This is a genomic window from Streptomyces regalis, assembly GCF_001509475.1.
In the GTDB taxonomy this organism is placed as follows: Bacteria; Actinomycetota; Actinomycetes; order Streptomycetales; family Streptomycetaceae; genus Streptomyces; species Streptomyces regalis.
This window is the reverse complement of the sequence record NZ_LLZG01000304.1, coordinates 1-301: the sequence shown is the minus strand read 5'-3', so window position 1 is coordinate 301 and position 301 is coordinate 1. Positions and strand designations below refer to the sequence as shown.

Here is a 301-nt window from a genome sequence, read left to right as displayed (position 1 = left end):
GTTCCGGGACGTGGGCGGTGGCCAGTTCGGCGGGATGCAGGGCGATGGGCCGCTGGTCGGTGCGCGGGTAGAGGCCGATGCGGTGGCCGCAGTTGCGGCAGCGGCTGCTGTGGCCGGCGCGCAGCAGGCGGCTGGGGCTGGTGGGGGCCCCGCGCAGGGGGCGGGGGCGTCGGGTGATGCCGGGGCTGCCGTCCCAGTGGCCGCCCGAGGTGGAGGGGGTGGGGCGCATGGCGGGGACCGTGCCAGGGGAAACGGGGGGGGGGGGATCGTGTGGATAGGGGGGTCCCGCGGCTGGCCCAGG

The 301-nt window shown here is 78.4% G+C and carries 1 protein-coding gene; it reads right to left on the bottom strand.

The window, feature by feature from the left end; genetic code table 11:
* The coding region (locus ADL12_RS27325; RefSeq protein ID WP_244188069.1) for a DUF6083 domain-containing protein at positions 1–229 on the bottom strand (229 nt) is incomplete at its 3' end.
* Between the last annotated feature and the right edge of the window lie 72 nt (positions 230–301).